This is a genomic window from Variovorax sp. P5_A3 (assembly GCF_056400665.1).
This window is the reverse complement of sequence record NZ_JBFUKW010000018.1, coordinates 1-25,441: the sequence shown is the minus strand read 5'-3', so window position 1 is coordinate 25,441 and position 25,441 is coordinate 1. Positions and strand designations below refer to the sequence as shown.

Here is a 25,441-nt window from a genome sequence, read left to right as displayed (position 1 = left end):
GTTCTTCTTATGATTCAATCGAAATAAATTCATTGATTGATGAACTGCGGCCATGAATCTGACATTGCGCCAGTTGCGAGCCTTCGCCGCGGTCGCCGAAACCGGCAGCTTCACGGCGGCGGCCTCGACCCTGCATCTCACGCAATCGGCATTGAGCGTGCTGGTGCGCGAACTGGAGCGCGAGATGGGCGTGCAGCTCTTCGATCGCCACACGCGGCGCGTGCTGCTCTCCGAGGCCGGGCGCGAATTCCAGCCTTCGGTGCAGCGCCTGCTGGCGGACCTTGCAGGCGCCGTGGCCGGCGTGACCGACCTGCGCGACAAGAAGAAGGGCGTGCTGCGCCTGGCCGCGCCGCAGCTCATGGCCTGCACGTTGATGCCGCGCGTGATCGCCGCTTATCGCGAGCGCCATCCGGACGTCGACGTGCGCCTGGCCGACACGCTGCCCGAGCACTTGCTGGACGGCGTGCTTTCGGGCGAGGTCGAACTCGCCGTGGGGCAGGACGTGGCCGTCGAATCCACCATCGAGCGACGCACGTTGTTCCGCGACCGTCACTGGCTGATCTGCCCGCCGGACCACCCCTTCGCGCGCCGCCGAAAGGTGCGCTGGAGCGAACTCGGGCCCTACACCTTCATTGCACCGACGCGTGACTTTCGACAGCGCGTGCTGCCCGAGCTCGATGCCGACGCGCGGGAATTCATGCTGCGCGCGACCACCCAGGAGGTGTCGTACATGACGACTGCGCTCGGCATGGTCGCTTCCGGTCTGGGCCTGACCGTCTGCCCGACCTACTCCGCGTCGCTGGTGCGCGCCCACGGGCTTCAGATGATTCGGCTCGATCAGCCGGACTTCCACCGCGAGGTGTGCGTGTATGGCGCGTCGAAGCGTTCGCTGTCCCCGGCGGCGGCCAGCTTCGTCGAATTGCTGGAAGGCTTCGTTCAGAAGCCCGGCCTCGCCGGCTGACATTCGCCTGAAAGCGGGCGAAACCTACAATGTCCGCTGCTGCCCGTCGAGGCACCTTCATTCGCATCCAAACTGCCCAATCCCATGAACGTTCTTCGATTCACCGACCTCTGTGCGCAAGGCAAAGTCTCCGGCCAGCGCGTGTTCATCCGAGCCGACCTCAACGTGCCGCAGGACGACACGGGTCGCATCACCGAAGACACGCGCATCCGTGCCTCGGTGCCGTGCATCAAGCTGGCGCTCGATGCGGGCGCCGCAGTGATGGTCACCTCCCACCTCGGCCGGCCGACCGAAGGCCAGTTCAAGCCCGAGGACTCGCTGGCGCCTGTCGCAGCGCGCCTGGGCGAACTGCTGGGCCGCGAAGTGCCGCTCGTATCCGACTGGGTCGATGGCGTGCAGGTGGCGCCCGGCCAGGTTGTCCTCCTCGAGAACTGCCGCCTCAACAAGGGCGAGAAAAAGAACGACGAGGGGCTCGCTCGCAAGCTCGCCGCGCTGACGGACATCTACGTCAACGACGCCTTCGGCACGGCGCACCGCGCCGAAGCCACGACCTACGGCATCGCGCAGTTCGCCAAGGTGGCCTGCGCCGGCCCACTGCTGGCGGCGGAGATCGACGCCATCACCAAGGCGCTGGCCCAGCCGCAGCGGCCGCTGGTGGCGATCGTCGCGGGCTCCAAGGTCAGCACCAAGCTCACCATCCTCAAGAGCCTGGCCGACAAGGTCGATCAGCTGATCGTCGGCGGCGGCATCGCGAACACGTTCATGCTGGCCTCGGGGCTGAAGATCGGCAAGTCGCTGGCAGAACCCGATCTGCTCGACGAGGCCAAGGCCGTGATCGAGGCCATGCGTGCGCGCGGCGCAGCGGTGCCGATCCCGGTGGACGTCGTCACGGCCAAGACCTTCGCCGCCGATGCGCGCGCGACGGTGAAGGACGCGAGCGACGTGGCGGATGACGACCTGATCCTCGACATCGGACCGAAGACCGCCGACCTCCTGGCCGCTCAATTGCGCGAGGCCGGCACCGTGGTGTGGAATGGGCCCGTGGGCGTGTTCGAGTTCGACGCCTTCGCCAATGGCACGAAAACGATCGCTCATGCCATCGCCGACAGCAAGGCTTTCTCGATCGCCGGCGGCGGCGACACCTTGGCCGCTATCGCCAAATACGGCATCGAAGACAAGATCGGCTACATCTCGACGGGCGGCGGCGCGTTCCTGGAAATCCTCGAGGGCAAGACGCTGCCGGCGTTCGAGATCCTCTCGAAACGCGCTGGATAAGCTCGCCCCCAGGCTGCGCGCACTTCGTGTCGCTTCGCCTACCCCCTGCCGGGGGCAACACCGGAGGGCCGGCGGAGCCGGTCCCTCGGTGTTTCTGGAAGGGAGTCACAAAACGCTGGCGGGTGGGGGGCAAAGTGTATACAGTGTGGAATACAAACTGGAGACCTTCATGAGCACGCCTCGCCTTCCACGACATGCCACCAAGATCGTCGCGACGCTGGGTCCGGCATCGAGTTCGCCCGATCTGCTGGAACAGATGATCAACCACAAGGTCAGCGTGGTGCGGCTCAACTTCAGTCACGGCACCGCGCAAGACCACATCAATCGCGCTGCGATGGTGCGCGACGCGGCCCGCCGTACGGGCCGGGAAGTGGCGATCATGGCCGACCTGCAGGGCCCGAAGATCCGGGTCGGCAAGTTCGCCGAGGGGAAGATCTGGCTCGAGCCCGGCGCGAAATTCGTGCTCGACGCATCGCGAACCGAGCTCGGTGACATCGACGCCGTGGGACTGGACTACAAGGACCTCCCGCGCGACGTGAAGCCAGGTGACAGCCTGCTGCTGAACGACGGGCTCATCGTCCTGACGGTCGATGCAGTAAAGGGCGACAGCGTCTTCACCACGGTGCGACTGGGCGGCGAGTTGTCCAACAACAAGGGCATCAACAAGCAGGGTGGCGGCCTCACGGCGCCGGCGCTGACCGCCAAGGACATGGAAGACATCAAGACCGCGATGAGCTTCCAGGCGGACTACGTGGCCGTGAGTTTCCCGAAGAACGCGACCGACATGGAGATGGCGCGGCAGCTCTGCAACGTGGCTGCGGCGGAATTCGGGCACAAGCCCGGCATGATCGCCAAGATCGAACGCGCCGAGGCCATTCCCAAGCTGGAAGAAATCCTGCGCGCGAGCGACGGCATCATGGTCGCGCGCGGTGATCTGGCCGTCGAGGTCGGCAATGCCGCCGTGCCGGCGCTGCAGAAGAAGATGATCCGCATGGCCCGCGAGATGGACAAGGTCGTCATCACCGCCACGCAGATGATGGAATCGATGATCACCAACCCGGTGCCCACGCGTGCTGAAGTCAGCGACGTCGCCAATGCGGTGCTCGACGGCACGGACGCGGTGATGCTCTCGGCCGAGACCGCTTCCGGGCGCTATCCCCTCGAGACCGTGCAGGAAATGAGCCGCATCTGCGAGGCTGCCGAAGCCGCGGAAGATCCGCACCTCGATGCCGATTTCAGCGGCCAGAAGTACAGCCGCATCGACCAGTCGATCGCGATGGGTGCGCTTTTCACCGCCCATCATCTCGGCGCCAAGGCGATCGTCGCGCTGACGGAGTCGGGCTCCACGCCCCTGTGGATGAGCCGCCATCGTGCGCACATCCCCATGTATGCGCTGACGTCGCGCCTGTCGACACAGCGCAAGATGGCGTTGTATCGCAACGTTCGACCGCTGCTGATGGATTCGGAGAGCGACCGCGACACGGCGCTCGAGCGGGCCGAAGCCCACCTGAAGAGGCGGGGCATCGTGCAGACGGGCGATATCTACGCGATCACCTGCGGCGAGCCGATGGGTGCGCCGGGTGGCACGAACATGCTCAAGATCTGTAGGGTCAGTTGACTCGCCCCCAGGCTTGCCCACTTCGTGTGGCCGCCTACCCCCTACCGGGGGCAACACCTTGCGGCCCGGCGGAGCCGGTTCCGCGGTGTTTCCCGAATGGGGGGACTAGGCTCTGGGGCCTTGGGGGGGCCTTGGGGGGCCGTTGGCGGGGGTGGTTAGTAGAATCGTTGGAGTTTTTCCGATCCATCCCTAGATTTCCCGCGAGGTAATTCCAATGGCACTCGTCTCGATGCGCGAACTGCTCGACCACGCCGCCGCCAATGGCTACGGCATCCCGGCGTTCAACGTCAACAACCTCGAACAGGTCCAGGCCGTGATGGAGGCCGCCAAGGAAGTCGGCGCGCCCGTCATCCTGCAAGCCAGCGCCGGCGCTCGCAAGTACGCGGGCGAAGCCTTCATCAAGCATCTGATCCAGGCGGCCATCGAGGCCTATCCGACGATCCCGCTGGTGATGCACCAGGACCACGGCCAGAGCCCGGACGTCTGCAAGGGCGCCATCGACCTGGGCTTCAGCTCGGTGATGATGGACGGTTCGCTCGAAGCCGACGGCAAGACCATCGCGAGCTACGACTACAACGTCGACGTGACCAAGAAGGTTGCCGACATGGCGCACAAGTACGGCGTCACGGTCGAAGGCGAACTCGGCTGCCTCGGCTCGCTCGAGACCATGAAGGGCGACAAGGAAGATGGCCACGGTACAGACGCGACGATGACGCGCGATCAACTGCTGACCGATCCGGAGCAGGCCGCCGATTTCGTCAAGCGCACGCAGATCGACGCGCTGGCCATCGCCATCGGCACCAGCCACGGCGCCTACAAGTTCACCCGCAAGCCCACCGGCGACATCCTGGCGATCGACCGCATCAAGGAAATCCACCGCCGCATTCCCAACACCCACCTGGTGATGCACGGCTCGTCGAGCGTGCCGCAGGAACTGCTGGCGATCATTCGCCAGTACGGCGGCAACATGAAGGAAACCTACGGCGTGCCGGTGGAGGAAATCCAGGAAGCCATCAAGCATGGCGTGCGCAAGATCAACATCGACACCGACATCCGCCTGGCGATGACCGGCGCCGTGCGCAAGTTCCTCGCCGAGAACCCCGAGAAGTTCGATGCCCGCGAATGGCTGAAGCCGGCGCGCGAAGCCGCCCGCCTGATCTGCAAGCAGCGCTACATCGAGTTCGGCTGCGAAGGCCAGGGTCCCAAGATCAAGGGCGACAACCTGCAAATCGTCGCCGCGAAGTACGCCAAGGGCGAACTGATCCAGGAAGTCGTCTGATCACTTCTCCCTGAGGCAGAAGCCACCTTCGCGGTGGCTTTTTTCTGAGTGGCGCCGCGCGCACAATCTGCGACGTCCACGCACAGCTCCAGAAGCATCCCCATGACCACCGTCCACACCTCCACCATCCAGAGCCTTCCGCTGCTCGCGCGCGGCAAGGTGCGCGACAACTATGCCGTCGGCAATGACCGCATCCTCATGGTCGCGAGCGACAGGCTCTCCGCTTTCGACGTGATCATGGGCGAGCCTATCCCCGGCAAGGGCGTGATCCTCACGCAGATGGCGCTGTGGTGGTTCGACCGGCTGGGTCACCTGTGCCCTAATCATTTGACCGGCGATGCGCCTGAAAGCGTGGTGACGCCCGACGAAGTGCCGCAGGTGAAGGACCGCTCGATGCTGGTCAAGCGGCTCAAGCCGATTCCCGTCGAAGCCGTCGTGCGTGGCTACCTGGCGGGCAGTGGCTGGAAGGAATACCAGGAAAACCGAGCCGTCTGCGGCGTGCCGCTGCCCGAGGGGCTGACCAACGCGAGCAAGCTCCCGCGGCCGATCTTCACGCCCGCGGCCAAGGCGGAGGCGGGCGCGCACGACGAGAACATCAGTTACGACAAGGTGGTCGAGGTCGTCGGCCCCAAGCTCGCGCAGCAGATACGCGAGACCAGCATCGCGATCTACGAAGCGGCCGCCGAGATCGCGCTCGGCCAGGGCATGATCATTGCCGACACCAAGTTCGAGTTCGGTCTGGATGAGGCCGGCACCCTGGTGCTGATGGACGAGGTGCTGACCCCCGACAGCTCGCGCTACTGGCCAGTCGAAGGCTACGAGGCGGCGCTCGCCGCGGGCACCAATCCGCCAAGCTACGACAAGCAGTTCGTGCGCGACTGGCTCGAGGCCACGCGGATCAACGGCAAGCCCTGGGACAAGACGCCGCCAGCGCCGCGCCTGCCGGCTGAAGTGATCGAGAAGACCGCCGCGAAGTACCGCGAGGCCCTGCAACGGCTGACGGGCTGAAGTCAAGCCCTCTCCGGGGGCAATGTGAATAAATCACAAACGCCTTGGCAATAGTCACCGCCCGCCAGCCTCGCCGTATTCCAAACTGAGCGCATCCCTACAAATGAGGAGTGCGTCATGGAAACGGCAGCCGACTTCCAGATTCGTTACGTCCAGGACCGGAGTCCTGTCACGGCCAGCCCGCCCGATTCACTGCAGCCGGGCATGCTCGCCAGGGTCCTCGACGAGATCGATCACGGTCTGTTGCTGGTCGACCTGACCGGTCGCATCCTGCATACCAACTACCCGGCGCGCCGCGAGCTGGCCACGGGCCAGGTACTGCGCAACGGCGACGGCATGTTGTGCGCCGGCAACCCGAGTGCCCAGGCGAAGATTCGCCAGGCGCTCAAGGATGCGGAGCGCGACTGCCGAGGCATCGTCGAACTCGATCACGCCGGTGAAACGCTGTCGCTCGCCTTCATCCCCCTCGCTGCCGTGCACGGCGGCGCCACCATCGACACCGTCCTGATCATGTGCAGCCGCCGGCCCGGCTGCGAGTCGCTCACCATGCAGATGTTCGCGCGCGCCCGGCACCTGACCCGGGCCGAACAGAACGTGTTGTCGCGCCTGTGCGCCGGCCATGGCGCCGAAGAGATCGCCTGCCTGGAAGGGATTCGGATGTCCACAGTGCGCACTCACATCAAGAATGTGCGGCAGAAAACGGGCAGCAGCAGCATTCGCGAGGTCGTGCACCGCGTGTCCCGAATGCCGCAGATCGTGTCGGCCCTGCGGCTGGTCGAGTAGCGAGCTTCTCCGACGCTGCGCGCAGCCTGGGGGCACGCTTATATTCAATGGATGCCCCAAGCATCCCTTGTCGACCCCATCGTCCTGCCGCCCCCCTTGCAGAAGCTGGCCGAGCACGGCGTCCAGCGCCGCTACCGGACGCACGCGATGCTCATCGAGGAAGGCGATACCGGCGGCGCCATCTACATCGTGCTGTCGGGTCGGCTGCGCGCCTTTCTTTCCGATGCGCGCGGTCGTGAAGTGACGCTGGCCCTGCATGGGCCCGGCGAATACGTCGGCGAAATGTCCCTGGACGGCGGCCCGCGCTCTGCCAGCGTGCAGGCGGTCGAGCCGACGGTGTGTGCCGTGGTCACGCGCGAGACGGTGCTGCAGCACATCGGCGCGGACAAGGAGTTCGCTCTCGCGTTGATCGTTCGCCTGATCCGGCGCGCAAGGCTGGCGACCGAAAGCGCGCGCAGCATGGCGTTGCTGGATGTCTACGGCCGACTCAAGCTCCTGCTCGAAGAGCGCGCCAGCCTGCAGGCCGACGGAAGCCGCTGCATCGTCGAGCGCCTCACGCATCAGGCCATCGCGCGTGAAATCGGCTGTTCGCGGGAGATGGTCAGCCGGCTGCTGAAAGACCTGGCCGCTGGCGGATACGTCGAAGTCAACCAGGGACGAATGAACGTCAAGGGCCCGCTGCCGACCCGCTGGTAAGGGCCGGCGTCGGCGGGTTCAGGTGGTCAGCGGGTCGCGCTCAGCGTCGCAATCGTACGCCCGCCGGCGTCCAGCAGCGAAAGTTGCGAGGGCCCCTGCATCCGGTAGCTCGCCGTCGCCTGCAGCGCCGCAAAGAACTGCGATTCGCTCGCGCTGCGCGCCGGATCGGCACATGCCACCCGTGTCGAGGCCAACTGGCTCATCTTGAGCGTGCTGCCGCTGCGCTCGAAAGTCCCGGTCACGCGGTTGCAGCCGCCCGAACCGGTCAGGCGTCCGTTGCGCCGGTCGAACTGCACTTGCGGGTCACGCTGCGGATCGCCGCTCGGTGCGACCGGCTCGTTGCCGAGCTGTTCGAGACGCCAGACCGGGCCTTCGATCGGCTCGTCGAGACTGATGCCGCTGCCGCAACCGGCCAGCAGGCCTGCAGCGAGCAGGACGACTGCGTAAAGGGGGATGGCGCCGGCTTGGGCGGCGGGGCGAAAGCGCATGGCCTGTTGGTCCTTCTGGAGCAGGTTGATCACGGGCGCCATCGTATGCGAGACGGCTAGCTCAGGACCACGCTGCTGAGTCGGCGCCTGTAGCTTGCCACTGTCGGATCGTCGGGCGGGATCTGCCCGTCGGCCACCTTGATCCTCGGCGGTTCGATGATGTCCAGGACCGCGATGTAGGTCTTGCGCGCGAGATCCTCGTTCCAGCTCTTGTCGCGCATCAGGATGTCGAGCAGCTCGTCCATCGCATCGGTCCAGCGCTGGCTGCTCATGAGCAGGCGCGCGCGATCGAAGCGGGCGTCGAAATCACGCTTGTTGGCGGCGATGCGCGACTCCAGATCGGCGATCGTGGGCGCTGCGCCCGCGGCGGGCATCGCGAAGTCGATCGCGTCCATCCAGCGCTGGAGCGAATCGAAGCGGCGCACCAGCGATGTCCTGGCGATCACCGGCGCGAACGCGACCTTGGCGTCGTCGATGCGGCCCTCCTGCAGCAGCAGCTTGACGTAGTCGAAGCGTGCATCGTCATTGGCGGGGTCGGTCGCGACCGCATGCTGCAGCTTTTCGAGGGCACCTTCGGTGTCGCCTTCGGCCAGCGCCGCCTGCGCGGACTCTTCCTGTTCCAGGGCCTCGGCCTCGTCCGCACCCGGCACGTGCTTGTCGAGGAAAGCGCGGATCTGGTCGGCCGGAATCGCGCCGACGAAGCCGTCGACAGGCTGCCCTTCCTTGAACATCACGCAGAAGGGAATGCTGCGCACGCCGAACATCTGGCTCAGTTGCTGCGAAATCTGCGGCACCTTGTCGGCATCGAGCTTGGCCAGCGTGAAGCGGCCGGCGTACTCGACTTCGAGCTTTTCGAGCACCGGGCTGAGCTGCTTGCAGGGTCCGCACCATTCGGCCCAGATGTCCAGCAGCACCGGCGTGGTCATCGAGCCGTCGATGAGCTCGGTCTGGAAGTTTTCGAGGGTGATGTCGATCATCGCGGGATGTTGGGGGTGAAACGTAAAATTCGAACCATGAAGCAAGCAATTCAGGTCGGTGTGGTGATGGGCTCGAACTCCGACTGGGAGACGATGCGCAACGCCGTCGAGATTCTCCAGCAATTCGGCATCGTTCACGAAGCCCGGGTCGTATCGGCCCATCGGATGCCCGACGAATTGTTTGCCTACGCCGAAAGCGCCGCGCCACGCGGCCTGGCCGCGATCATCGCAGGCGCCGGGGGCGCCGCCCACCTGCCAGGCATGCTGGCCGCCAAGACGACCGTGCCGGTGCTCGGCGTGCCGGTCGCCAGCCGGCATCTCCAGGGGGTGGATTCTCTCTACAGCATCGTGCAGATGCCCAAGGGCGTGCCGGTCGCCACCTTCGCCATCGGCAATGCGGGCGCGGCCAACGCGGCCCTGTTCGCGGTCGCGATGCTGGCGGTGGGCAACCCGGCGCTCCGGGCGCAACTCGATGCCTTCCGCGAGAAGCAGACCCAGGCCGCGCAGTCGATGACGCTGCCGCCTGTGGAAGCCGCCGAGGTCTCTCCTTTTTCACCGCAGGGCGGGGGCGCGCTGTGACGACCATCCTGCCGGGCGCCACGCTGGGCGTGGTGGGTGGCGGCCAGCTGGGCCGCATGTTCGTGCATGCGGCGCAGAGCATGGGCTACTTCACCGCTGTGCTCGATCCTGATGCCGACAGCCCCGCCGGGCGAGTGAGCCATCACCACATCCACGCCGACTACGCCGATGTCGACGGTCTGGCGCGTCTCGCGGGCCTCGCGGACGCCATCACCACCGAGTTCGAGAACGTGCCGGCCGCTTCGCTCGAACACCTCGCAATCGCTCGGCCGGTCGCGCCGGCCGCCTCGGCCGTGGCGATCGCGCAGGACCGCATCCGCGAGAAAGGCCACTTCGTGCTTTGCGGCGTCGACTGCGCTCCCTATGTCGTCATCGAGACTGCCGAACAACTGGCCGCCGTGCAGCCGGACCTGCTCCCCGGCATCCTCAAGACCGCCCGGTTGGGTTACGACGGCAAGGGCCAGCGGCGGGTTGCGACCCATGCGGAGCTGACCGCTGCCTGGGAAGACAGCGGCGGCGTCCCCTGCGTGCTCGAAAAGCTGCTTCCGCTCGACTTCGAGTGCTCGGTGATCGTCGCGCGCGGTGCGGACGGGCAGGTGGTGCACTTCCCGGTGCAGCGCAACCTGCATCGCGACGGCATCCTCGCCGTTACCGAAGTCCATGCGCACAACATGCCCGAGTCGACCGCGCGACGCGCGGTGGCGGCCGCACGCTCGATCGCCGAAGGCCTGAGCTATGTCGGCGTGCTGTGCGTCGAATTCTTCGTGCTGGCCAATGGCTCGCTCGTCGTCAACGAGATGGCGCCGCGCCCGCACAACAGCGGCCATTGGTCGATGGACGCCTCGGACGTGTCGCAGTTCGAACTGCAGGTGCGGACGATGGCGGGCCTGCCTCTGAACCCGCCCCGCCAGCACAGCGTGGCGGTCATGCTGAACCTGCTCGGCGACTTGTGGTTCAACGACAGCGATGTTCCCGAAGAGCCGCGCTGGGCCGATGTTCTGGCCCTGCCCGGCACGCACCTGCACCTCTACGGCAAGACCGAAGCGCGCCGCGGCCGCAAGATGGGGCACCTGAACATCACCGGCGATGACGTCGAGGCAGTTCGCAGCACGGCGGACTTTGCCGCGGCGCTGCTGGGCCTGCCCATCCCGCTGTCGGAGTGAGCGGAATGATCCGCGACGGCCGCACGCCCGACGCCATCGATGAAGCCGCCCGGGTCCTGCATGCCGGCGGCCTCGTGGCCTTTCCGACCGAAACCGTCTACGGCCTGGGCGCCGATGCGGGCAGCGACACTGCCGTCGCCGGCATTTTTGCGGCCAAGGGCCGGCCGAGCGACCACCCGCTGATCGTGCATGTGGCGGCCGGAGAGACCGGTACCGAGGCCCTGGCGCATTTCGCCCAACCGCTTCCCTTGTTCGCGCAGAAACTGGTCCGCGCCTTCTGGCCCGGTCCATTGACGCTGATCGTCGCGCGGCAGCCAGGCGTCGGCACCGCCGCCGCCGGCGGGCAGGACACCATCGGCCTGCGTTGCCCTTCGCACCCTGTCGCGCAGTCGATGCTCGCGGCCTGCGCGCGACGAGGCGTGTACGGGGTCGCGGGGCCGAGCGCGAACCGCTTCGGGCGCGTGAGTCCCACGACCGCGCTCCACGTGCAGGAGGAATTCGGCGACGACCTTCTCGTCATCGACGGCGGCCCCTGCGAAGTCGGCATCGAGTCGACCATCGTCGACTGCAGTCGCGGCGCGCCGGTGCTGCTGCGCCCTGGCGCCATCACGCGGGCGCAGATCGAAGCGGCCTGCGGCGAAGCCTTGCGCGACAAGGACGATCTCGGCGCGCCGGATCCGCGCGCCTCCGGAACGCTCGAGGCCCACTACGCGCCGAGCGCCAAGGTGCGCCTGATGGACGCCAAGGCCTTGCAGATGGGGCTCGATGTGCTGGGTCCGAATGCCGCGCACATCGCCGTGTGGTCGCGCACCGCGCTCAAGAGCCGGTCGCAGCGCGTGTTGCTGCGTCGCATGCCGGACGACGCGGCAGCGACGGCGCAACAACTCTTCGCCGTGCTGCGCGCCTTCGACGCCGAGGGCGTCAAGCTGATTTGGGTGGAAGCGCCGCCAGCCGAGCCCGATTGGGAGGGCGTTCGCGACCGCCTGCAACGCGCGGCCGCGGCCTGAGCGCGCGTCAGAGTCCCGACGCCAGCACACCCTGGAAGAAGCCGCGCGCCGACACCATGCAGAAAGGCGGCACCAGCGTGCCGTGATACGCCAGCGTGACGGCCTGCGCCTGGTCAGCCGGCGTGCCCGTCGTGCTCGCGGCCAGGCTCGATTTGGCGGTGGCGAAACCGGACCGTGCGGGCGAGAACGCATCGTTGGTCGCGGCATCTTCGAGGTCCACCACCGTCAGCGCTGCAGGCGGCACGCCGCGGGCACGGAAGTACCCTGAGGTCGCTCGCGTGCTCAGGAAATTGACCGTGGGGTCGTTGGCCCCGCCGCACATCAGCATGGGCCGGGTCGGCAGCCAGTTGCGCAGGTCGTTCGCCACGGCCGCCTTGCGGAAGCCCAGCAGCGGCTGGCAGTCGAGCGGCGACGTCGTGCTCAACGACGCCGCGGTGGCCGGCAGGGCGTTGCCGGGGCAGGGCGTGGCCTGAAGGTCGTTGGCCGCCTGTGTCAGGTAGCTCTGCCTGATCAGGTTGTTCGGACCGTAGAAGATGGCCAGCGAAGGATTGACCGGCCCCGGCACCGCGTTGGCCGGATAAAGCGCGAGCTGTGGCAGCTTGCCGGTCTGGAACAGCGTGTTGATCGGCGTCAGGCTCGGCAGCAGGGTGTCGATGCCGGGCGCGTACTGGGCTTCATAGACGTCGCTGGTGGCCGTGTAGACATTGCCGAACTGCTTCTGCCAGCTGGTCGACAGCAGGGGCGTGAAGATGGTCGCGCCCAGGGCCGGCCAGCCGCTGAAGCTGTAGTCGGTCAGCAGGCTGATGGCCGAGGGCGCGGACAGCGGCGCCGAGGCCGTCACTGTCTTGCCGGTGGCCTGCATCTCGCGATGCGCCGCCATGGCCACGTAGCCGCCCTGCGAATAGCCTGTGATGAACAACGCGCCCGAGTCGGACGCGCCGATCACGGTGAAGGTCTTGCGCGCCGCGGTCAGCGCGTCGACCATGTCCTTGCCCTGCTGGTCGCCGTTGAGGTAGGGGTGGTAGGTCAGCGTCGACTTGTCGTAGCCCGCGTAGTTGGGTGCCACCACGTTGTAGCCCTGTGCGGCGAACATGGCCGCGACCAGCATGCCTTCGCCGCCTGCCGGCTGGTTGGCGTCGGTCCAGCGCGCGAGGTTGTAGTCGCGCGCCGGCGTGGTGCCGTGGGCATACAGCACCGTCGGGCGCTGTCCGGTACAGGAAGGATCGCCGCCGGTGGGCACCATGATGGCGGCCGTGGCATTGGTGGCCTCCCCCTGGCCGCCGATGGTGCGGTACTCCAGGTAGCGAATGTCCACACCGCACTTGGGCGCCCCGGCGACCTGCTGCAGTTGCGTGCCCTGGGGGGTCGATCCCATCAGGGCCGTGAACTCGTTGACCGTCAGTTGCTTGGTCCGCTCGGGTGGAAAGGTCACGACCGAACCGCGGCCCGAGTCGACCACGGCCGGGACGTTGAACGCGAAGCCGTTGTCGCCGCCTCCGCAGCCTGACAGGATCAATACGCTGCCCGTGAGGGCGAGGGCCGGCAGTCGGGTCATGGGCTTGTCTCCTGCTGTGGTCGGATTCCGGATTGGCGCTCGATTCTGGGCAGGGGGCGCTTGCGGCGCAAGCGGTGTTCGCCTACATGCGACGAAAGTCAGCTACCCGTCAGTCCTGCGCAGCCCAGTCGACCAGCGCGTCGAAGGCCGGTCGCGCCGCGACGGCGTTCGCGTGATTCGCGATCGCGATCACCACGTAGCGCCGTCCGCTGGCAGCGTGGACGAAGCCGGCCACGCCGGCCGCATCGCGCAGGGTGCCGGTCTTGAGGTGGGCCGCGCCGTCCGAGCGCAACCCCCGCTTGCGCAGCGTGCCGTCGACGCCCGAGGCCGGCAGCGACGACACCAGCTCGGGCATCACCGGCGAGCGCCAGGCCACTTGCAGCATCTTCGCGAGCGCCGCGGCGCTGATGCGCTCCTCGCGCGAGAGCCCCGACCCGTTGTCGAACACGGGCTGGCCCTCGCCGGTGCCGACGCGGTCGTTCCACCACTGGCGCAGCGTCGCGCGTGCGCCGTCGAGCGAGCCGCGCTTCTTCTGCTGCAGGCCCAGCGTGAGGAAGAGCTGCTGCGCCATCACGTTGTTGCTGTACTTGTTGATGTCGCGGATCACCTCGGCCAGCGGCGGAGAGGGCATTTCGAAAGCGGGCCTGAGTTCGGCGGGCACGCGGCCTTCACGCACCACGCCCTTGATACGCCCGCCCATCTCGATCCAGAGCCCACCGACCGCGCGCGCCGCGTAGCTGCGAGGATCCGCATAGGCCACGGGCCAGACCTTCTCGCCGCAGGCGGCGGGGTAGCTGCCCGCGAAGCCGATGCGCACCGGATCGGCGAAATCGGCCAACAGCGTGCCGCGCCAGTCGCCGCACTCGCCGGCCGACAGCGGCACCGTGGCCTGCGTCGTCACGCCGGCCAATGCGGGCTCGAAGCTCACCTGCGCCGTCTGCGCGCTGCGATTGGGCACGAAGGTCATGACCACCGACTTGAAGTTGATGAGCAGCGCATCGGGCGCGGCGTTGTAGGGGCGCAGCCCTTCGCCGTCGAACGCGGACGGATCCGTCTCGGCGACCTCGAAAGCGCTGCGATCCAGCACGATGTCGCCATTGATGCCCTGGATGCCGAGGCCCTGCACGCGGCGCAACAGCAGCCAGAGCCGCTCGAGCACGAGCTTCGGATCGCCCTGGCCCTTGATGTAGAGGTTGCCCTCCAGTACGCCATTGCGCACCGGCCCGTCGACGTACACCGGCGTGGTCCACGTGAAGGCCGGCCCCAGCAGGTCGAGCGCCGCGTAGGTGGTGACCAGCTTCATGATCGAAGCCGGATTGACCTGCGCCTGCGTGCGCCATGCCAGCCGGGGATTGTGCGTGCCGTCGGCGTCCACCACGAGCATCGTCACCGAATCCCGCGGCACCTTCGCGCGGACCAGCGCCGCATCGACTTCATTGGGAAGCGCCTGCGCGCCCGCATGGAGCGGCGCCAGCGCCAAGCCAAAAGCGATCGAAAGGAGCCAACTGGCGCGGCGCAAAGCAGGAAGCAAAAAGTACATCGACCAATTATCCCGGCCCGTCCCCACCCCCCTACCAGAAATACCGCGGAACCGGCTTCGCCGGGCCGCTGGTATTGCCCCCGGCAGGGGGTTGGCGGCCACACGAAGTGGGCAAGCCTGAGGGCGAGATAATGGTTCATGCCCGTCGCCCCCCGTTTCTCCGCTCGCACCATCGGCATCGGCGCGGCCATCATCACCGTCCTCGTGTGGACAGCCTTCATCGTCATTGCACGGGCCACCGCCGGACGGTCGCTCACGCCCTTCGACATCGCTTTCGCCCGCATCTGCGGTGCCAGCCTGGTGCTGCTGCCATGGGGCGCATGGCTGGTGGTGCGTTCGCGCGCCAGCGATCCTACGGCGCAAAGCTCGTTCTTCGGCCTGTCGCCCCTCCCGCTTCGCCTCACAGCCATCGCCGGCGTCTTCGGCGGCCTGGCCTATGCCCTGCTGGCCTACAGCGGGTTCGTCTTCGCGCCGGCCACGCACGCCTCCGTGCTGATGCCCGGGAGCCTGCCGCTGTGGACTGCGCTGCTCGCCGCCTTCGTGCTGCGCGACCGCATCACGCCGGGACGCGCCCTGGGATTGGCTCTGATCGTCCTGGGCGATCTCTTCGTCGGCGGCGCCAGCCTGCTTCACGCGCTGGAAGGCGGCGCGATCTGGAAGGGCGACCTCCTCTTCATGAGCGCCGCCTTCTGCTGGGCCTGCTACAGCGTGGTGGTACGCAAGCATGGGCTCGAGGCCGTCCGCGCGACCATCGCGATCACGGTGTTCGCCTTCATGACCTATGTGCCGGTCTATGCGCTGCTGGCGGCGTTCGGCGTGCTGGCGAGCCGGCTCGACAGTGCGCCTGTCGGAGAGATCGCTTTCCAGATGCTGTTCCAGGGTGTGGGCTCGGTCGTCATCTCGGGGATCACCTTCACGCGCATGGTCCAGTATTTCGGCCCCGTACGTACGACCATGATCACCGCGCTGGTGCCAGGTCTCTCGGCGCTCGGCGCGGTGGTCTTCCTCGATGAACCGTTGTACTGGAACCTCATTGCGGGCTTGCTGCTCGTCACGGCGGGCATCCTGTTCGGCGTCCAGCGCAACCGTGGCGCAGTCGTGAAGTCGACGCCCTCCGTGGTGACCGCGGCGGCGAGGGAAGGTGCGGATGCCTAGGCTGCTCGCCTTCGACACCAGCACCGAGGCGTTGTCGATCGCCGTGCGGCACGGCGACGTGCAGCTCGAACACGACGGCATCGGCGGCGCGCAGTCGTCGTCGACGCTGATCCCGCTCATCCAGCAACTGCTGGCCGAAGCAGGCCTGGCGTTCGGCGAACTCGATGCGATCGCTTTCGGTCGGGGACCCGGTTCATTCACCGGATTGCGCACCGCCTGTTCGGTGGCGCAGGGACTGGGCTACGGCGCCGGCGTGCGCCTGCTGCCGATCGACACGCTCCTTGCCGTCGCCGAGGAGGCGCGCCACCGCTTCGGCGTCCAGCGGGTGGTCGCGGTGCTCGATGCGCGCATGGAACAGGTCTACACGGCGAGCTATGACTTCGGCGTCGAAGTCATGGCCAGCGAAGCGGAACTGGTCGCGCCGGAAGCCGTCGCCGTGCCGGCTGGCTGGGCGCTCGCCGGCAATGCCTTCGCCGCGTACGGCGAGCGCCTGCCGCGTGCGGCGGCGCGCCACGAGGTGCTTCCCACCGCCGCTGCGATGCTGCGGCTCGCTCCCCCGTTATTGGCCGCCGGTCGGACTGTCGCGCCGGCCGACGCATGGCCGCTCTACGTTCGCGATAAAGTGGCGCAGACTACCGAAGAGCGCGCCGCCATCAAGGCGGCGGGCACCCATCCCTCATGAGCGCAGTCCTGCAACAGCCGCGTGAAGCCCGTCTCGAAGCGATCACGATAGAGCGCATTCCCGCTGTCTGCGCGATCGAGCAGACCGCGTTCACGCATCCCTGGACGCCGGCCAACTTCACCGATTCCCTGGCCGCCGGCTACCACTGCCAGTGCCTCGTGGCGCCTGCGGCCGCCGAAGGCGAGAGCCCGCCGGCCCCCAGCGGCATCCGCGCGCTGTGGAGCAGGGCGGTGGGCCGCACCGAAGGCGAAACGCTGATCGGCTACTTCGTCGCCATGAAGGGCGTCGACGAAGTCCATCTGCTCAACATCACGGTCGCACCGGCGTTCCAGAAGCAGGGATGGGCGCCGCTGATGCTGGAGGCGCTTGCGGGCTGGTCGCGCGGCCAGAACGCGCAGTGGCTGTGGCTCGAAGTGCGCGCGAGCAATGCGCGCGCGCTCGCCGTCTATGAACGCAACGGCTTTCGGCGGGTCGGCATGCGCAAGGGGTACTACCCGGCGCATGGCGGTCGACGTGAGGACGCAGTGGTCATGAGCCTGCGGCTACAGGAATCGAGCAGCGCCTGGGGGGGATTGAAGTGAAACACCCCCAGGCTTCGCGCACTTCGTGTCGCTTCGCTCACCCCCTTGCAGGGGGCAACACCGGCGGCCCGGCGAAGCCGGTTCCGCGGTGTTTAACGAATGGGCCTGGCTTTGCCGGCCGGGCATGCAGGGGCTTTTGATATGACGACGAGTGGATTGATGCTGGATGCGCGGCAGCGCGCAATGCTGGATGAGATGGGCATCAAGCTCTTCTGGTGGCCGAAGAATGAAACCGTTGAATCCGAAGCGGTTGAGGAGTCGCGCGCATCGGCTGTGGGCGACGCGACCACGGAACCCCGCCCTGCGGTCGAGGCGCCCGTGGCGCAGCGTGCGCCTGCGGCGCCGCTGCGAGCTGCATCGCCCGAACCCGCCGTATCGCCCGCGATGGCCCCCCGCGCGCCGGTGGCAGTGACCCACGGCGCCTCCATCCTCGTCGATGCCCCACGCCGCCTCTATGGGGACGCGGCCGCACCGCAAGGCGGCTGGCTGATCGTCGCGGACGTGCCGCCCGAACTCGACGGCCGTCACGGCGAACCCTTCGCCGGCGATGCGGGCCGGCTGCTCGACAACATGTTGCGGGCACTTCAACTGCACGTCGGAGAAACGCCCGTGCACCTCATGCGCACGCATCGCGGCGTGGCATCGGGTCAGCCGGAGAGCCCCCGCCCCATCGTCGACGTCTTCGCCGAGCATGCCGCCGCGCTGGCGCCGCGCCTCGTGCTCGCGATGGGGCCACTCGCAGCCCAGAGCCTGCTGCAGAGCGGCGATCCGCTCGGCAAGCTGCGCGGCCGGGCGATGCCGGTGGCGATCCTGCCGGGCATGCAGGACGGTCCGCCGGTCGTCGCCACCTACCATCCGGCCTACCTGCTGCGCAATCCGGCCGACAAGGGCCGCGCCTGGGCCGACCTCTGCCTGGCGGCCGAACAGCTGGCACGCGCCGCCTAAAATTCGGCCCCATGACCTTCCTGGACAAGCTGCGCGCCGCCGAGCGCCAAAACGGCTCGCTGCTGTGTGTCGGCCTCGACCCCGAACCGACGAAATTCCCGGCCCATCTCAAGGGCGACGCCAGCAAGATCTACGACTTTTGCGCCCGCATCGTCGACGCCACGGCCGACCTGGTGATCGCCTTCAAGCCGCAGATCGCCTACTTCGCCGCGCACCGGGCCGAAGGCCAGCTGGAGCAGCTCATGGAGCACATGCGCCGCAACGCTCCGCACGTTCCCACGATCCTCGACGCCAAGCGTGGGGACATCGGCTCCACGGCCGAGCAGTACGCGCGCGAGGCCTTCGAGCGCTACGGCGCCGATGCCGTCACGCTCTCGCCTTTCATGGGCTTCGATTCGGTCGAGCCCTATCTGCGCCACGAGGGCAAGGGCGCCTTTCTGCTGTGCCGCACCAGCAATCCGGGCGGATCGGATCTGCAGGGCCAGCGTCTGGCGGGCCTGGAAGGAGAACCCTTTCTCTATGAGCATGTGGCCCGGCTCGCGCAGGGCCCGTGGAATCTCAACGGCCAGTTGGGTCTGGTCGTCGGCGCGACCTACCCGGCCGAGATCGAGCGGGTCAGGTCGCTGGCGCCCACCGTCCCCTTGCTGATTCCGGGCGTGGGCGCGCAGGGGGGCGATGCGGTCGCGACGGTTCGCGCGGGCTGGCGTCCGGACGCGCCGATCGTGGTCAATTCCTCGCGTGCCATCTGCTACGCCTCATCCGGCGACGACTTCGCCGAAGTCGCCCGGCGCGAAGCGATCCGGACCCGCGACGGCCTCGAAGCAGCCAAGCCCTGAACGACATTTCGCGCCATCCGCCAAGTCTGCGCAGAGGCTAAGTGACGGAAAAAGTCACACTTTTTAGCATTTGTGTCTCGTTAACTCTTCACTTGTAGTCTTTCTGCTACGGCAAAAAGTCGGGCATGGCGCTTGCCTGAACAGAGCACAGCGCCTGGAGCGCCGAGGAGTGAGGAGTCCATGGTGGAAGACATCGCAACCGGTCGCGCCGAGGCGACCGACGAGTTCGCGCGCGTCGCGCCGACACCCATGCCAGTCGCGGCGGCCGAGCCGCACAACCCGCGCCCGCTCGCGGCCTCGCTGGCCGCGGCCGCGGCCCTTGCAGCGTGCGGCGGCGGAGGCGGCGGGAGCAGCGGCGGCGCCTTCCCTGGGCTGGGAGCCGGCACTGGCACCAGCACCGGCACCGGCGTGCAGGCCGGCTCCCTGACCCCGCTGGCTGCCACGCCGACCGCCCAGACCTACGTCTACACGGAAGCGAAGACGGACGACGAGGCCGCGCGCTTCCTCCTGCAATCGCAGTTCTCCGCATCCGACGCCGAGATCGCGGCCGTCCGCAGCAAGGGCTACCTGCCCTGGTTGGGCGAGCAGGTCGACCGTCCGGCCGAGCAGACGGGCTGGGACTGGATTTCGAGCAAGCCCTACAACACCGTCAACACGGACGACATGATCTGGAACCAGCTCATGACCGCGCCGGACGGTTTCCGCAAGCGCATGGCGCTGGCGTTCACCGAAATCTTCGTGGTCTCGGCCACCGACATCGGCTCCAACTGGTCCAACCACATGATGGCCCAGTACTGGGACACGCTGGTCGGCGGCGTCACCGGCAACTTCCGCAAGCTGCTGGAGGATGTGACGCTCAATCCGGCGATGGGCTACTACCTCAACACCAAGGGCAACCAGAAGGAAAACGCCCAGGGCCGCCAGCCGGACGAGAACTACGCGCGCGAGGTCATGCAGCTCATGACCATCGGGCTCTATCAGCTCAACCCCGACGGCACCCTCAAGACCGGCGCCGACGGTGCGCCGCTGGACACCTACACGCTGGATGACGTGACGAACCTCGCGCGCGTCTTCACGGGCTACGACCTCGACATCCGCGCCGACGAGAAGAGCGGTACCGCCGGCGCCTTCACGCCGCCAGGCGCCACCTATACCGTCGAGGGCAACGGGTGGACCACGCGTGCGATGGCGCTCACGGCCTCGCGGCATTCCACGCTCGAAGCCAAGTTCCTCGGCGCCACCGTGCCCACGGGCACCGAGGGCAAGGCCGCTCTCAAGATCGCGCTCGACACGCTGTTCAATCATCCGAATGTCGGGCCCTTCATCTGCAAGCAGCTGATCCAGCGGCTGGTGACCAGCAACCCGAGCCCGGCCTTCGTCAAGCGCGTATCGGACGTCTTCGCGGACAACGGCTCCGGCGTGCGCGGCGACATGAAGAGCGTCTTCGCCGCTGTGCTGCTCGACAACGAGGCCCGCAGCCCGGCGGGCCTGGGCGACCCGAACTTCGGCCGGCTGCGCGAGCCCATGCTGCGCTTCGTGCAATGGGCCCGTACATTCGGCGCCGGCTCGACCAGCGGCAACTGGAAGATCGGCGATCTCTCCCGTCCCAACGACCAACTGGGCCAAAGCCCGCTGCGGTCGCCATCGGTCTTCAACTATTTCCGCCCCGGCTATGTGCCGCCCTCGACGGCGATCGCGACCGCGAAGATGGTCGCGCCCGAATTCCAGGTGGTCAACGAAACCAGCGTCGGCGGCTACCTGAACTACATGCAGAACACGCTGCCGAAGAACACCAAGGACGTGAACGCGAGCTATGCCAGCGAACTCGCGCTGGTGCTCGACCCCGCGGCCCTCGTTCGTCGACTGAACCTGCTGCTCACCGGCAACCAGCTTTCGGCCGCCACGCAGGCCCTGATCACCGGTGCGCTCGGCACACCGGCCGTGACCGCGACCAGCACCGACGCCGTCAAGCTCAACCGCGTGTACGCCGCGGTGCTGATGGTGATGGCTTCGCCCTCCTACCTGATCCAGAAATAAGGGACCGCGCGATGTACCTGATCGATCCTGCAGCCCACACCCGGCGCGCCTTCCTGCGCCGCTCCGGCCAGCTCGCCATGGCGGGCACCGCCTTGCCCTTCGCGCTCAACCTCGCCGCGATGGGCGAAGCCGCCGCGCAGGCCGCGCCGAGCGACGACTACAAGGCACTGGTGTGCGTGTTCCTCTTCGGCGGCAACGACTACGCCAACACCGTCATCACCTACGACGACCCCAGCTACAACCTCTACAGCGGCATCCGCCTTCCCCAGGCCTCCGGCGGCATCGCCATCGCCAAGGCCGACATGGATGTGGCGAAGACGGTGCTGGCGCCCACCATTGCATTGGCCAACGGGCGCCAGTACGCGTTGCATCCGGCGATGACGCAACTGGCGAACCTCTTCAACGTCGACGGCAAGGCCGCGGTGCAACTCAACGTCGGCCCGCTGGTGGTGCCGCTCAACCGTGCGCAGTACAACAACAGCAACAAGAAGCTCTATCCGCAGCCGCCCAAGCTCTTCTCGCACAACGACCAGCAGTCGACCTGGCAGTCGTCCTCGCCCGAAGGCTCGACCGTCGGCTGGGGCGGCAATCTCGGCGACCTGGCGCTGTCGCAGAACACCAACTCGCTCTTCACTTGCATGTCCGTCGCAGGCAATGCCGTGTTTCTCTCAGGCGACCAGGCGCTGCAGTACCAGGTGAGCACCAACGGCGCCGTCGGCATCAACAGCGTGAAGAGCACCGGCGGCTTCGTGTCGACCTCGGTCAAGTCCGCAATGGGGCAGCTCGTGCAGGAGGCGCGCAGCCACGTGCTGGAGAACGAATACAACCGCGTGACCAAGCGCGCGGTGGAAGCCGAGACCACCGTGACGAGTGCGCTGTCGCCCGCGCTGCCTGTCGATTCCTTCGGCACGCTGAACACGGGCCTGTCCAGGCAGTTGAAGATGGTGGCGCGCCTCATCAACGGTCGCGCCGCGCTGGGCGTCAAGCGCCAGGTGTTCTTCGTCTCGATGGGCGGCTTCGACCTGCACGACAACCTGATCGGCAACCAGCCCGGGCTGATGCAGCAGCTCAGCGACGCCATGACCGCGTTCTACCGCCAGACGGCCGCGCTGGGCATCGCCGACAAGGTCACGGCCTTCACGGCATCGGACTTCGGCCGCACGCTGGCCAGCAACGGTGACGGCTCGGACCATGGCTGGGGCAGCCACCACTTCGTCGTCGGCGGCGCGGTCAAGGGCAAGCAGCTCTACGGCACGCCGCAGGTCGTCAGCATCAATAACGATGCAAAGTTGGACGGCTACGACGGACACGTGGGGCAGGGGCGGCTGATTCCCACGACCTCCGTCGACCAGTACGGCGCCACGCTCGCCAAGTGGTTCGGCGTGCCCGATGCCGACCTCCCGAACATCCTGCCCAACCTCAAGAACTTCGGCGGCAACGTCAACGGCATCGACTACCCCAAGAACGTGGGCTTCATGGCCTGAGGCCGTTGGAGTAATCTCCGAGACCCGATCCATTGAATGGGGGCTTGCGATGAACTACAAGGGTAGCTGCCACTGCGGAAGGATCGCCTTCGAGGCCGAGGGCGAGATCCAGGGCGCCCTGGCCTGCAACTGCTCCATGTGCCAGCGGAAAGGCTCGTTGCTCTGGTTCGTTCCGCGCACGCAGTTCACGCTGCTCACGCCGGAAGACGACAACATGGGCGCTTATCTCTTCAACAAGCACGCCATCCGGCATCGCTTCTGCAAGACCTGCGGCATCCACCCCTTCGCCGAAGCCACCGATCCGAAGGGCGTGCCGACGGCGGCCATCAACATCCGCTGCCTGGAAGACATCGACCTCGATGCGGTGCCCGTCAAGCACTTCGACGGGCGATCGCGCTGATGTTCCCGCTCGAGGGTGGATGCGCGTGTGGCGCGGTGCGCTATCGCATGGCGACGAAGCCGCTCTTCGTGAACTGCTGCCACTGCCGCTGGTGCCAACGTGAAACCGGCACTGCGTTCGCGCTCAACGCGATGATCGAGAGCGACCGCGTGGCGCTCCTGCAGGGCGAGGTCGAAATGGTCGACACGCCGACGCTGAGCGGCAAGGGCCAGAGGATCGCACGCTGCCCTCGTTGCCGCATCGCGCTGTGGAGCCACTATTCGGGAGCCGGCGAATCGGTGAAATTCATGCGCGTCGGCACGTTCGACACACCCGATGAGCTGCCGCCCGACATCCACATCTTCACAACGTCGAAGCAGCCGTGGGTGGTGCTGCCGCCCGGCACGCCGGCGGTGGAGGCGTACTACAGCCGCTCCGAGTACTGGCCGACCGAGAGCATCGAGCGTTTCAAGGCCTTGAAGGCACCGCCCCCAGCCGCTCCGAAACCTGATCCGCGCAAGCCTTGAGGGCGCGCGCGATCTCGCCGTCCCATTGCGTGTCGAAGACGGCGGTCGGCCCGATGGCCGTCAGGGCCAGCACGATGGCGCCCGTATGGTCGAAGGCCGGCGCGGACATCGCGCTCACGCCCGGAAGGATCTCGCCTTCCGATCGACTGAGGCCGTGGGTGCGCACCTCGTGCAATTGCGCCTCGAAGGCCTTCCAACTCGGGAGCGGTTGCACCGGGGGCATCCCCTGACGCGGCGCCACGGCGGCGCCTTTCTGCTCCCGCTGCCGTTCCTCTTCCAGCAACTGCCTGACCACCGGCGCATCGAGGTAGGCCCCGAAGAGCCGACCTGACGCCGTGTTGGTCAGGGAGAACACCGTGCCGTGCCGCATGTTCACGTGCAGCGGCGCCGGCGATTCGGCGATGCGCACGATGGTGGCGCCCCGATCGCCCCAGACCGCAATGGCCACCGTCTGGCCGATCTGTTGCGCCAGCTCGGCGATCAAGGGCGTTGCGACGTGCACCGGGTTCGCCTGCTGCAGGCTGATCAATCCCAGTTGCAAGGCGAGCGGTCCGAGCAGATAGTGGCCGCTGGTGCGGTCCTGCTCGATCAGCCCGAGGCGGCCGAAGCTGACCATGTAGGGATGCGCCTTGGCGGGAGACATCTCGGCTTCGCGCGCCAGGTCTTTCAGCGCCATCGGCCGGCCATGGTGCACCAGGGCGCGCAGGAGCTGGCCGCCCACCTCGATGCTCTGGATGCCGCGCTGCGCGCGATCGCTTTCTGTACTCATTGCCCTGCCCGTCGTTCGTTCATGCAGAAGACATTAGACATTAACTGATCGCCGAATTACACTGCGCTCATTCGTTCAGAACAAACCAGTTCACTTTAGACAAATCAAGGAGACCCGCGATGTCAGAGACCAAGAAGTTCGCAAGCCAGGCCGATCTGGAAGAAAAGAAGATCACCTTCAGCCAGATTTCGGAGCACGCCTGGGCCTACACGGCCGAGGGCGATCCCAACACCGGCATCGTGATCGGCGACGACTGCGTGCTGGTGGCCGACACCCAGGCCACGCCGGCCATGGCAGCCGACGTGGTCCGCCGCATCCGCGAAGTGACCGACAAGCCCATCAAGTACGTCGTGCTGACGCACTACCACGCCGTTCGCGTGCTCGGCGCTGCCGGCTACAAGCCGGAGCACATCATCGCCAGCCAGGACACGCGCGATCTCATCGTCGAGCGCGGCGAACAGGACAAGGCGAGCGAGATCGGACGTTTCCCGCGCCTGTTCCAGAACGTAGAGACCGTGCCGCCGGGGCTCACCTGGCCCACCATGACCTTCACCGGCAAGATGACGCTGTGGCTCGGCAAGCTCGAAGTCCAGCTCATCCAGCTCGGCCGCGGCCACACCAAGGGCGACACCGTCGTCTGGCTTCCGCAGGAGCGCACGCTGCTGTCGGGCGACCTGGTCGAGTTCGACGCCACGCCCTACGCCGGCGACGCCTACTTCCAGGATTGGCCGCAGACCCTGGACAACATCGCCGCTCTCCAGCCGAAGGCCCTCGTACCCGGCCGTGGCGCCGCCCTCACCACGCCCGACGAAGTCGCCAAGGGCCTCGCCGGCACGCGCAGTTTCATCGCCGATGTCTACAGCAGTGTGCAAGCGGGCGTGAAGGCGGGCCGCGACCTGAACGCGGTCTACAAGGACACCTACGACAAGCTCAAGCCGAAGTACAGCCAGTGGGTCATCTTCGACCACTGCATGCCCTTCGACGTGAGCCGCGCCTACGACGAGGCGTCGGGCCATGCCGACCCGCGCATCTGGACCGCGGATCGCGACATCGAGATGTGGAAGGCCTTGGAAGGCTGACCCTGTAGCTCCCTCCCCCTCTGGGGGAGGGCCGGGGT

General features: G+C 67.1%; 25 protein-coding genes. 20 read left to right on the top strand and 5 right to left on the bottom strand.

Annotation, left to right across the window (positions count from 1 at the left end; all coding sequences use genetic code 11):
• Nucleotides 1-52 precede the first annotated feature (52 nt).
• The 7 genes from AC1D3B_RS24205 to AC1D3B_RS24175 all read left to right on the top strand — a co-directional run bounded on the left by AC1D3B_RS24205 (nucleotide 53) and on the right by AC1D3B_RS24175 (nucleotide 7,620).
• A complete protein-coding gene (locus AC1D3B_RS24205; protein WP_478193219.1) occupies nucleotides 53-961 on the top strand; it encodes a LysR family transcriptional regulator in 909 nt (302 codons plus the stop codon).
• A gap of 84 nt (nucleotides 962-1,045) precedes the next feature.
• A complete protein-coding gene (locus AC1D3B_RS24200; RefSeq protein ID WP_478193218.1) occupies nucleotides 1,046-2,236 on the top strand; it encodes a phosphoglycerate kinase in 1,191 nt (396 codons plus the stop codon).
• Between the two features lie 169 nt (nucleotides 2,237-2,405).
• Nucleotides 2,406-3,854 (top strand): pyruvate kinase, encoded by a 1,449-nt coding sequence (pyk, locus tag AC1D3B_RS24195; protein WP_478193217.1) that lies wholly within the window; start codon nucleotides 2,406-2,408, stop codon nucleotides 3,852-3,854.
• A gap of 214 nt (nucleotides 3,855-4,068) precedes the next feature.
• Nucleotides 4,069-5,133 (top strand): class II fructose-bisphosphate aldolase, encoded by a 1,065-nt coding sequence (fba, locus tag AC1D3B_RS24190; RefSeq protein ID WP_478193216.1) that lies wholly within the window; start codon nucleotides 4,069-4,071, stop codon nucleotides 5,131-5,133.
• 102 nt (nucleotides 5,134-5,235) lie between these two features.
• Complete coding sequence (locus AC1D3B_RS24185; RefSeq protein ID WP_478193215.1) at nucleotides 5,236-6,141, top strand: phosphoribosylaminoimidazolesuccinocarboxamide synthase; 906 nt, start codon at nucleotides 5,236-5,238, stop codon at nucleotides 6,139-6,141.
• Nucleotides 6,142-6,258: 117 nt separating this feature from the next.
• Nucleotides 6,259-6,924 carry a helix-turn-helix transcriptional regulator gene (locus tag AC1D3B_RS24180; protein ID WP_478193214.1) on the top strand — a complete coding sequence of 222 codons (666 nt, stop codon included), beginning with the start codon at nucleotides 6,259-6,261 and terminating at the stop codon, nucleotides 6,922-6,924.
• 51 nt (nucleotides 6,925-6,975) lie between these two features.
• Nucleotides 6,976-7,620, top strand: coding sequence for a Crp/Fnr family transcriptional regulator (locus AC1D3B_RS24175; RefSeq protein ID WP_478193213.1), 645 nt, complete (start codon nucleotides 6,976-6,978; stop codon nucleotides 7,618-7,620).
• Nucleotides 7,621-7,646: 26 nt separating this feature from the next.
• Here AC1D3B_RS24175 and AC1D3B_RS24170 read toward each other — a convergent pair whose 3' ends face one another.
• Both AC1D3B_RS24170 and AC1D3B_RS24165 read right to left on the bottom strand, forming a co-directional pair.
• Nucleotides 7,647-8,141 (bottom strand): META domain-containing protein, encoded by a 495-nt coding sequence (locus AC1D3B_RS24170; RefSeq protein ID WP_478193212.1) that lies wholly within the window; start codon nucleotides 8,139-8,141, stop codon nucleotides 7,647-7,649.
• 23 nt (nucleotides 8,142-8,164) lie between these two features.
• Entirely contained in the window at nucleotides 8,165-9,085 is a 921-nt protein-coding gene (locus AC1D3B_RS24165) for a tetratricopeptide repeat protein (RefSeq protein ID WP_478193211.1), read from the bottom strand.
• Nucleotides 9,086-9,121: 36 nt separating this feature from the next.
• On the opposite strand from AC1D3B_RS24165, the gene purE reads away from it, so the two are divergent.
• The 3 genes from purE to AC1D3B_RS24150 are packed head-to-tail and all read left to right on the top strand — an operon-like array spanning nucleotide 9,122 to nucleotide 11,834.
• Nucleotides 9,122-9,664 (top strand): 5-(carboxyamino)imidazole ribonucleotide mutase, encoded by a 543-nt coding sequence (purE, locus tag AC1D3B_RS24160; protein WP_478193210.1) that lies wholly within the window; start codon nucleotides 9,122-9,124, stop codon nucleotides 9,662-9,664.
• Nucleotides 9,661-10,827: a 5-(carboxyamino)imidazole ribonucleotide synthase gene (locus tag AC1D3B_RS24155; protein ID WP_478193209.1), complete on the top strand. Its 1,167-nt coding sequence runs from the start codon at nucleotides 9,661-9,663 to the stop codon at nucleotides 10,825-10,827. The genes purE and AC1D3B_RS24155 overlap by 4 nt, the downstream gene beginning before the upstream one ends.
• 5 nt (nucleotides 10,828-10,832) lie before the next feature.
• A complete protein-coding gene (locus AC1D3B_RS24150) occupies nucleotides 10,833-11,834 on the top strand; it encodes an L-threonylcarbamoyladenylate synthase (protein WP_478193208.1) in 1,002 nt (333 codons plus the stop codon).
• A gap of 7 nt (nucleotides 11,835-11,841) precedes the next feature.
• On the opposite strand, the gene AC1D3B_RS24145 is transcribed toward AC1D3B_RS24150, so the two are convergent.
• Entirely contained in the window at nucleotides 11,842-13,389 is a 1,548-nt protein-coding gene (locus AC1D3B_RS24145; protein WP_478193207.1) for an alpha/beta hydrolase family protein, read from the bottom strand.
• A gap of 109 nt (nucleotides 13,390-13,498) precedes the next feature.
• Complete coding sequence (gene dacB / locus AC1D3B_RS24140) at nucleotides 13,499-14,929, bottom strand: D-alanyl-D-alanine carboxypeptidase/D-alanyl-D-alanine endopeptidase (protein ID WP_478193206.1); 1,431 nt, start codon at nucleotides 14,927-14,929, stop codon at nucleotides 13,499-13,501.
• A gap of 138 nt (nucleotides 14,930-15,067) precedes the next feature.
• On the opposite strand from dacB, the gene AC1D3B_RS24135 reads away from it, so the two are divergent.
• From AC1D3B_RS24135 to AC1D3B_RS24095, 9 genes are all read left to right on the top strand, one after another.
• Nucleotides 15,068-16,084, top strand: coding sequence for a DMT family transporter (locus AC1D3B_RS24135; protein ID WP_478193205.1), 1,017 nt, complete (start codon nucleotides 15,068-15,070; stop codon nucleotides 16,082-16,084).
• Complete coding sequence (tsaB, locus tag AC1D3B_RS24130; protein ID WP_478193204.1) at nucleotides 16,077-16,766, top strand: tRNA (adenosine(37)-N6)-threonylcarbamoyltransferase complex dimerization subunit type 1 TsaB; 690 nt, start codon at nucleotides 16,077-16,079, stop codon at nucleotides 16,764-16,766. Before AC1D3B_RS24135 ends, tsaB begins: the two co-directional genes overlap by 8 nt.
• Nucleotides 16,763-17,347: a ribosomal protein S18-alanine N-acetyltransferase gene (rimI, locus tag AC1D3B_RS24125; RefSeq protein WP_478193203.1), complete on the top strand. Its 585-nt coding sequence runs from the start codon at nucleotides 16,763-16,765 to the stop codon at nucleotides 17,345-17,347. The genes tsaB and rimI overlap by 4 nt, the downstream gene beginning before the upstream one ends.
• Nucleotides 17,348-17,488: 141 nt before the next feature.
• Complete coding sequence (locus AC1D3B_RS24120) at nucleotides 17,489-18,292, top strand: uracil-DNA glycosylase family protein (RefSeq protein ID WP_478193202.1); 804 nt, start codon at nucleotides 17,489-17,491, stop codon at nucleotides 18,290-18,292.
• Between the two features lie 11 nt (nucleotides 18,293-18,303).
• A complete protein-coding gene (gene pyrF / locus AC1D3B_RS24115; RefSeq protein ID WP_478193201.1) occupies nucleotides 18,304-19,128 on the top strand; it encodes an orotidine-5'-phosphate decarboxylase in 825 nt (274 codons plus the stop codon).
• A 180-nt stretch (nucleotides 19,129-19,308) separates the two neighbouring features.
• Nucleotides 19,309-21,165 carry a DUF1800 domain-containing protein gene (locus AC1D3B_RS24110; protein ID WP_478193200.1) on the top strand — a complete coding sequence of 619 codons (1,857 nt, stop codon included), beginning with the start codon at nucleotides 19,309-19,311 and terminating at the stop codon, nucleotides 21,163-21,165.
• Nucleotides 21,166-21,176: 11 nt separating this feature from the next.
• Nucleotides 21,177-22,649 (top strand): DUF1501 domain-containing protein, encoded by a 1,473-nt coding sequence (locus AC1D3B_RS24105; protein WP_478193199.1) that lies wholly within the window; start codon nucleotides 21,177-21,179, stop codon nucleotides 22,647-22,649.
• Between the two features lie 49 nt (nucleotides 22,650-22,698).
• Nucleotides 22,699-23,049, top strand: a complete 351-nt coding sequence (locus AC1D3B_RS24100; RefSeq protein WP_478193198.1) for a GFA family protein — start codon at nucleotides 22,699-22,701, stop codon at nucleotides 23,047-23,049.
• On the top strand, nucleotides 23,049-23,555 hold the full coding sequence (locus tag AC1D3B_RS24095; protein WP_478193197.1) for a GFA family protein: 507 nt from the start codon (nucleotides 23,049-23,051) through the stop codon (nucleotides 23,553-23,555). Before AC1D3B_RS24100 ends, AC1D3B_RS24095 begins: the two co-directional genes overlap by 1 nt.
• Here the strand turns inward: AC1D3B_RS24095 and AC1D3B_RS24090 are convergent.
• Nucleotides 23,497-24,324: an IclR family transcriptional regulator gene (locus tag AC1D3B_RS24090; RefSeq protein WP_478193196.1), complete on the bottom strand. Its 828-nt coding sequence runs from the start codon at nucleotides 24,322-24,324 to the stop codon at nucleotides 23,497-23,499. The two genes, AC1D3B_RS24095 and AC1D3B_RS24090, sit on opposite strands and share 59 nt — an antisense overlap.
• 119 nt (nucleotides 24,325-24,443) lie before the next feature.
• On the opposite strand from AC1D3B_RS24090, the gene AC1D3B_RS24085 reads away from it, so the two are divergent.
• Complete coding sequence (locus AC1D3B_RS24085) at nucleotides 24,444-25,403, top strand: MBL fold metallo-hydrolase (RefSeq protein WP_478193195.1); 960 nt, start codon at nucleotides 24,444-24,446, stop codon at nucleotides 25,401-25,403.
• The last annotated feature ends 38 nt before the right edge of the window (nucleotides 25,404-25,441 follow it).